7 protein-coding genes are annotated in these 6894 nt (G+C 33.9%); all 7 read right to left on the minus strand.

From position 1 onward, the window contains the following. Nucleotides 1-491: 491 nt before the first annotated feature. Nucleotides 492-623, minus strand: coding sequence for a hypothetical protein (locus P9E47_RS19695; protein WP_326164447.1), 132 nt, complete (start codon nt 621-623; stop codon nt 492-494). An 84-nt stretch (nt 624-707) separates the two neighbouring features. Next, on the minus strand, nt 708-989 hold the full coding sequence (locus P9E47_RS19700) for a hypothetical protein (protein WP_326164449.1): 282 nt from the start codon (nt 987-989) through the stop codon (nt 708-710). Between the two features lie 278 nt (nt 990-1267). After that, a complete protein-coding gene (locus P9E47_RS19705) occupies nt 1268-1918 on the minus strand; it encodes a hypothetical protein (RefSeq protein WP_326164451.1) in 651 nt (216 codons plus the stop codon). 59 nt (nt 1919-1977) lie between these two features. Then, nucleotides 1978-2523 (minus strand): hypothetical protein, encoded by a 546-nt coding sequence (locus P9E47_RS19710; protein WP_326164453.1) that lies wholly within the window; start codon nt 2521-2523, stop codon nt 1978-1980. 444 nt (nt 2524-2967) lie between these two features. Then, nucleotides 2968-3888: a DNA adenine methylase gene (locus P9E47_RS19715; protein ID WP_326164455.1), complete on the minus strand. Its 921-nt coding sequence runs from the start codon at nt 3886-3888 to the stop codon at nt 2968-2970. 1 nt (nt 3889) lies between these two features. Then, a complete protein-coding gene (locus P9E47_RS19720; protein WP_326164456.1) occupies nt 3890-4795 on the minus strand; it encodes a hypothetical protein in 906 nt (301 codons plus the stop codon). A gap of 679 nt (nt 4796-5474) precedes the next feature. Then, nucleotides 5475-6830 (minus strand): stalk domain-containing protein, encoded by a 1356-nt coding sequence (locus tag P9E47_RS19725; protein ID WP_326164458.1) that lies wholly within the window; start codon nt 6828-6830, stop codon nt 5475-5477. Nucleotides 6831-6894 lie beyond the last annotated feature (64 nt).

The raw sequence follows: 6894 nt of genomic DNA on the forward strand, positions 1-6894 counted from the left end.
TTGACAATGGGGTCCACTTTAATGAATATAGGTATTTTCAAGATATTGAACACCAATCAGAAGATTTATTTGAGGAAATAACCATTTATGAGCATAAAATAAGTTAGGCATTCTTTACCTAACTCTGGTCGAAGTCTATTTTCGATGGATGGAAATGGGGTTGATACTAAAAAACATATAAACTCTTATATTTATAAAACAAATCCTCGTAAATGAGCACAATTAGAATAAGGCAAATCGCTTTATATTTGTTAATAGAACTGTATCAATGATTGTGTAAGGTGTAGACATTTATAACCAATCTTTTCGCTTTTTATAAAAATTTTATTTACTTTATAAATTCCCTTCCAATTTTATAAGTGTTTCAGCGTTTTTATAAGCATCCTTTTCGGCTTTAATAAAAATATCTGGAGATTTATAATTCTATTTTTTCTTTTATAAAAATATCTAAACCGTTATAAATCTTATTTTCGGTTTTATAAAGACCGTATCTACCCCCTCACTGGACTTTTTGGAGTTACCCTAACATCGTAACGAACTCCACAGCTCAAACATTCAACAGTTTGAACAGATTGAAAGCTATCAATTACTTTAACTGTTCCAATACAATATTCACATTTCAAATCAATTCCTCCTGCATTAAACATATTTGCAATACTTGTATATAAAATCAAAGTTAGCAAACAGAATTACCATGGTTTTCTATTTTAATACTCACTTGGGGTCAAAAATGTGTAATAACAAAAATCCAACTCTTCCCCATAAATTGCCCAGACTTCGTGACTGAATAATCGTTGATCTACAGTAGCAAGGCTAACATCGTTCCCATCTGTTATTACAGTTTGACCCTCCATATATTTAAAAACTATAAATTCTTCCTTTCTTGCAAAGTTGTAATTTATAATCAATGATGCTGCAACATTCATATTTCCGATTTGCAAAGCCTGAACACCTGGCGTTTGATAGAACCTTAAAGATCTTAAAGACATTGGACTACCCCTCCTTTAGAATGCTGCTATGATAACTCTGTTCTCAATTATTTACTACAATTTTTATAGCAATAAGTGATGAATAACCATAGAATACACAAAAACCAATATGTATCTCCGGTTTTTAGTGGTAAAACCAAAAATATTGTCAGAAAAATAAAATAGCGAGAATGCTAACATCCTCGCTACTATTTTTCAATATGAATACACCAAAACTTGCAAATTATAAATTTACTTTTGCATACACTCTTAATAATTTTCCCCTACGAACAACATGTTCATTGGTAGCATTCACCATATGGTTGGGCCTTATTCCTCACTGTTAGTATGCGAAGGTTGGAAATGGAATTGTCCTTAGATTTTACATAAGCAACTTTATGGAGCAATGTATAAATTGGTGAGTCCCCGACACATTTGTTTAAATCCTCTATCCCCCATTTCATTAAAGCCACAATCCAGTGAACTCTTATAGAATCGGAGAAATTATTATTAAAACGTACAGCAGGAACCCCCATAAATCCACGTTCCCTATTAGTTGAAAAGTATGTGTAATTACTAGATCCTAGATGCTTTACATTCCCATAATCCAACTTACCCTCTGTTATTAAAAAATGTTCATCACCAGTAATGTTATCGATAACAAGAATATTATCATCAACAACTTTAGCAGTGTACTGATCACTGTTGATTTTATCTATATTACCACCGTTGAACATATCAATTATTAAATATTCATCAACCCTTTTACTTTTCTTTCGACTAAGGTAAAATGCTCCATTCTGAACTTTTTCTTTTATTGCATCAATTTTTGCCATCTCTACTACTCTTTTGTTATTTCCAAAAAGTAAACTGTAATTGGCAGTTTGGTCATCCCCCTTTCGTTGCAAACGATTATACTCCTCTAATTTAAGCTGAAAATCTTTAGTCATTTTATTTTTCCTCCTTTAGTTAATCCCATTGAATTATTTTTTATGAAAGTCCTTAATAATTAACCAAATTCACGTACAAGCCGGTAGAACTTATGAACATCTATCTTCAGCTTCTTGGCCGCAACTTCTGCATTTAGACCATTATTCTTGTAATCTATGAACATCTGATAGAAACCTGCTGGAAATACTTCTTGATTTTCTCGATGTTTAATTTGATTTTCGGCTTTGATTTCAATTACCCCACTATTTTTAGTTAGATCTCTACGGAGATTGAAAATTGCCTCCAACGTTTTAAATCCTCCTTCCGTTAAGAAAATCTCTTCTCCTCGTATGGGATTGAGGAGATTAAGCTTTACACCTTTATACCGAAAAATGTATAGGAGATTATAAACCTCTTCTAAAGTTGCACAAACCATCACCATACTCGACATGATCACTTGGTCATTTTCCTCTACTTCCTCTATTAAATTGTTTAATTCTTCATAGCTAGACCAACCTCGATCGGTTGCTAAGTCGATATAAAACTTATCTGCTTTTACTACTCCTTTGAACAGTTGAGCCTCACTATGCTTTTTGGTGCAAAGATATCCAAATTTTTGCCCCATGTTACTCACCTTCTCCTCATATTTACTCAGCTCTGATACCTCCAATGATAATGTCCATTTCCTGTTATTTATAAAATTGTCTTTATTATTGGTGATGTAGATTAGCTGGTATAATAATTATGTTTTATGTGAACTTTCAACTCTCCATTCGTATAAAATGTCAATACATTTTTGCAAATTGTGGTCCAAATTTAATTGAAAAACTCGTTTAATTAAAGGATTGAAAAAAGGAAATTTATTTAACCCTTTTTATTAAAAATAAAGAATTAAAATACAAATAAATAGCAAATACCCGTGTAATCGATTTCAAGCCCCAAAATTGGCGACTTAAGACAGAAGTAAGGGGTGAATAGCCTGCCGCCCTTAAAAACGAATAGCGAGCAAATTTGAAAGCACAAAAATACCTGGAAAATATAGATTACTTGAATACTAGATACCCTCTTATTATTCTTCACCTAAAGGTTCTTCTGGCAGTAAACCCTCTGGCAACAATACATTAGTCCAGATGTACTCTTTCTTTTTCTTACCTGAAGATATTTTTACAAGTCCTAGAAAGTATTTATAAAACCCTTTTTCTTTATCCTCTAAAGGCTTGTATACCTGATTCTCATAACCTGATAAAATATATATATTTTTTGTTGTTAATAAATTTTCTACAAGTTCCTTGTGGTCATCTATGGTAAAAGGGTGAACATAACCTGCTGTTACTTTAGTGTTTCTTTCATCACCGTCTTTCTTTTTGGTTGACTTAGACCTTTTAGGTTGCTCGGTGACTAAGTACGGTGGGTCCAGATATATTAAGACATCAGAACGATCTTTGTATTTGTTAAACTGCTCCCGGTAATCCCCACAGAATATCTGAACATTCCCAATATCAAGATCAACATCGTACAACTTCTTTAGCGACTTAGGTGAGATACCATCATCCGCATCATGTTGAGAGAAGGTCTGTCTGTCAGCGGCACGAGAGTAAACTACTACGATATAGGTAAGAGCAGCTGCACGAATTTGTTGTGTTTCTGGGTTTATTCGCTCCTCCATTGCTTCCTCAAACTTATCCTTTGTTCTATATTCATCAGCAAGTAACCAAATTTGCTCAATTAACCTGTCAGTTTTATATGGATCTTGTAGACATCGGAAAAAACTTGCAACCCCATAATCAATCTCATTGGCGGTTCTAAACTCCAGTTCCCTATCAGCGTCGAGGTACAAACTAAAGCGAAATCCTCCAGCAAATAGCTCTTGTACACCAGCAATGTTGTATGTAGAGATGGCATACTCTGCCACCTCACACAATTGTTGAATTACTTGACTTTTGGAGCCTAAAGATTCCAATGGGTCTGGATTTGTTCTTATTTTTGGCATTTTAAATGCTCCCTTCTAGTAAAGTTGGAATGATATTAAAGATAAAAACGTTATCACTATATTTTTTTTCATCCTTTTTCTCAGTTTGCATTTCTACCATTTTGATTCTTCTATCATAACGCTTTGAGTTTCTTTCTACCTTAAGCGATATTGACTCATGTAATGCGCCCAAATGATTAAGCTTACTAATTACTTGTCGATACTCTTGATCACTAATTAGAGGAAATATTTGTTTTAACTTTCCAGACCTAATTGCAACTGGATAAAATCCGTAATCATTTTTAAAATACTCATGATTTTCAGCATCGAGAATGACCCCATGAGAAATATATTTTTTATACAGATTACTGCTTCTTGTTGGGTACTTGTCTTGGTTTTGAAAATAATCTTTGATAAAAAAATTATAGAAGTCTAATACGCTGAATCCAACTTCTGAGCTCTGTTCTGATACTACAAGTGATAAATCGTCAACCTCTGTTACTTTTTCTGGAAGTACTCTCGCTGCGTTGATGTAATTTCCAAAGAATCTAATATAATTCCGCTCAACTTCACCAATTATATTTAAAGTCTTTAAAATGTTATCAGCGTTCTTCATATCCTGAATCTCATGTTTTAAAAATGCAATACTTTCACCGATAATAGTATTTGTGAGTTTTATTGCATGAGTTTTTCTATGCAGTGTTTTTGACCAACCAAAGAGAACTTCAATTTCCCATTCCTCTAAAACCTTTTTACCTAGGCCACTTTCTACCAACTCTCTTAATCTATCTTCCCTTTTTTTTCTTTGCTCATTTGTTAATGTCGAATTATTAGTAAATCCTATAACATTTATACTTGTTAACCCTTTAAACTTTCTTTCTTCTACGACTTGCATACCTTGTGATAAATTTACTAAATTGTTATACATAATATTGTGCCCCCATAAATAACAGATTTGCTAACCGCATAGCAAGTTAGTAAATCTATTGAGGACCTCTTGAAAATGTTGCTGATGATGTTCTATCTTTGTAGCTTTGAAAAAATATGTTGAAGAAATTTTTACATACTCCGTATCAACTTATATGTTTCATAACATGTAAGTGCATCTCCTCATAAAAAGTCTATGAGTTATGGAATTAATTGAACTGATCTTTGGATGCTCGGTTGCTCATTGAAAAAGAAGTGAATTGTTAAGTTGGATATGAGGACTCAAGTTGGCTTACCAAACCAGAGGTGCTTGAGTTTGTGTAGTGTGGGGTATATTTTTGATGCGCTCTAGTTTTTATATGTCTTTGCTCAGTCTATGTGTATTTATAATATTTCTAATGCCCAACTATCTGTTAATTTATTTTTTCTCTACCAATATAATTAAATTGCAATTTTAGAATACTAGGTTTCTTAGTGACAAGGATTAAGAAGTATAAAAGTCTGCATTATTGTTTTCACTAGCATGAAATACTCAATGATAAAAAGTTAACTCCTAAATAATAAATATTTTCGTCTATAAAAAAAGAAGATACCTAAGTATCCTCTCATATAAACTAATAATAATTTATTTATAATCGCTTTGTTTATCGTGATTTTTGTGAAATATATAATCAAAACTATTAATTTAAAGTGATATCTACAATCCGATTCTTGTTGTCCCACCCTACTGTTGCACCTAAGTTTTCACTTAAGAAACGTAATGGTACGTATGTGGATGAACCGATAAGGATTGGAGCTTGAGATAAAGTTACCTTCTTGCCATCTCTATAAGCGTATGTTTGGTTTAGATACAACTTAATCTCAGTGTTAGGGTTTCGGATGATGATTTCTTTCTTAGCTTGGTTCCAAACGACTTCTGCATCCATTTGTTCTAGAACCCCTCTTAAGGGTACTAAAGTGCTTCCGTTACGGATGACTGGCTTCGGGTTTAAGTTTGTTAAGAATTGACCGTCTAAACGGATTGCTACATCATCGTTTGGTCTTGTAGTTGAATAACCGTTATCCTTTGTTTTTGGTGTTGAATTGCCTATACTGTCAACAGGGTTACCATATTGGTCGATGTATCCTCCTGTTTGTGGTTCACTAGGTTTTGGTTCTGGTTGTGGTGTAGGTGTGCTTACTCCCCCTAACCATCCAGATGACTTACTTGCTGTTGTGAATGACCATGTACGACTGCCTGTTTTCCCATCATACGAATCTTTGTATGATACGGAAACGGTGTATGTTTCGTTGGTCTTGAGTTCGTTTTTAGGGTAGAAGTGGAAAGCTGCCCCTCCTCCTAAAAAGAATGGAACATCGTTACCTTTACTATCGGTAATTTTGGCATTCATGTCTTTTTTCTCAACATCATATTTTGTTATAGGTTTATAAGTAATAGCTGTTCCTGTTTTAGACACCCCAAATGCTTTTAAAGGATTAGGGTCTTCCATAGAATCAGTGAAATAAGTCGGTACTCCAGTTTGACCATCATAAGGGTACATTGAATCTTGAATGTTGACATATTCATCATGACCTGATGTTGTTATAACCATTATTCCTTTATTAAGAGAAAAACCCACACTTTCTAAATCTGGTGCTATAAGTTTATCCCTATGGTAAGGTAATACCATGAATGTATCTATACCTTTTGACACATCAGATACTTGAGATGCAACAAGCTCCCCTGCGGTAGCATAAACATCCTCAGGTGCCCCTACTGCCTTTAATCTGTCAGTATGTGTTGCACCCGTAAAGCCTTTTTTATCTTTAGATTCTTCGTGAGTTATGCGTATACCGTTAGTCACAATGTAACTTACATGGTTCTCTGATGCTTTATTTAGAAATGGGTTGAGCTTGACTGGTTGTAAGCCAATATCAGCTCGAATCTTGTTTAAATGTGCTAAGGCTTGTTCTTGTTCTTGGGTGTAGTCGAAACCTGCTGCTTCGACTCGGAATGTTTGTACGTATGCAGGTGTGACTGCTGATACCCCTATCATGGATGCGATGGCTACTGATACTGCTAAATATTTTTTCATATTTCTGTAAACACGCACTTTATTT

It is taken from the genome of Schinkia azotoformans (assembly GCF_035811335.1).
In the GTDB taxonomy this organism is placed as follows: domain Bacteria; phylum Bacillota; class Bacilli; order Bacillales; family Bacillaceae_J; genus Schinkia; species Schinkia azotoformans.

Bases quoted from the DNA above. Each gene is read 5' to 3' on its own strand.
- P9E47_RS19700 (WP_326164449.1), bottom strand. From the start codon at position 989: ATGTCTTTAAGATCTTTAAGGTTCTATCAAACGCCAGGTGTTCAGGCT.
- P9E47_RS19705 (WP_326164451.1), bottom strand. From the start codon at position 1,918: ATGACTAAAGATTTTCAGCTTAAATTAGAGGAGTATAATCGTTTGCAA.
- P9E47_RS19710 (WP_326164453.1), bottom strand. From the start codon at position 2,523: ATGGGGCAAAAATTTGGATATCTTTGCACCAAAAAGCATAGTGAGGCT.
- P9E47_RS19715 (WP_326164455.1), bottom strand. From the start codon at position 3,888: ATGCCAAAAATAAGAACAAATCCAGACCCATTGGAATCTTTAGGCTCC.
- P9E47_RS19720 (WP_326164456.1), bottom strand. From the start codon at position 4,795: ATGTATAACAATTTAGTAAATTTATCACAAGGTATGCAAGTCGTAGAA.
- P9E47_RS19725 (WP_326164458.1), bottom strand. From the start codon at position 6,830: ATGATAGGGGTATCAGCAGTCACACCTGCATACGTACAAACATTCCGA.